The sequence below is a fragment of the Psychrobacter sp. CoH-33_TS_01 genome, assembly GCF_058189395.1.
The window spans coordinates 1-620 of sequence record NZ_JBVGQI010000031.1 but is presented as its reverse complement, the minus strand read 5'-3'; the positions used below and the strand labels follow the sequence as shown (position 1 = coordinate 620).

Sequence of the window (620 nt, the reverse complement as noted above, 5' to 3'; positions counted from 1 at the left end):
CCTCGAGCCAGTAGGCGCTCGTATTGAGCTTTAATATCAGGGTTCCATCGCGTTGACACGACAGCGGCCATGTACAGTTTGGCGCGGATATCACTAGAGCCGTTTTTAGCCAATCGTGATTTGCCCTTAAACTGTCCGGACTCAACTTGCTTAGGTACCAGTCCTAAGAAGGCCGCTACCTGTGAGGCTTTAGTAAATTGTTTATTGTGCATCAGCGACACCATTTGCTTTGACACTACAGGACCGACGCCTTTGATGCTTTCAAGCAATTGCTGGTCTTGCTTTAGGTTTGGATGCTTGTCGATATGATTGTTGATATCGTCATTAAGCTTGGCAATGGCAGACTTTAGAGCGTTTATCATCTGCTGAATAGACTCTTTAACGATAGGTGCGGTGTCAGTAGCGTCTGCTTTCTCCTGACGATTCAGCTCACGCTGCAGATCTTCTTGCAGAGCATCTAAGCGTGATAATAACGACTTGAGATGACGGGCCTCTGCAGGCGGTGGTGTCCATAAGTCAGGTTTAGCAGTATAGGCATAGCGTGCCAATAGAATACTGTCTTTCTTATCCGTCTTATGACGGCTGCCAAGACTATCGGCGTAGCTTCTGACGAAGGCAGG

General features: G+C 47.7%; 1 protein-coding gene. It reads right to left on the bottom strand.

What is annotated here, in order from left to right:
* Positions 1–620 (bottom strand): IS110 family transposase (locus tag ACZ2XM_RS15430; protein ID WP_490619007.1); only part of this gene is annotated, 620 nt, incomplete at both ends.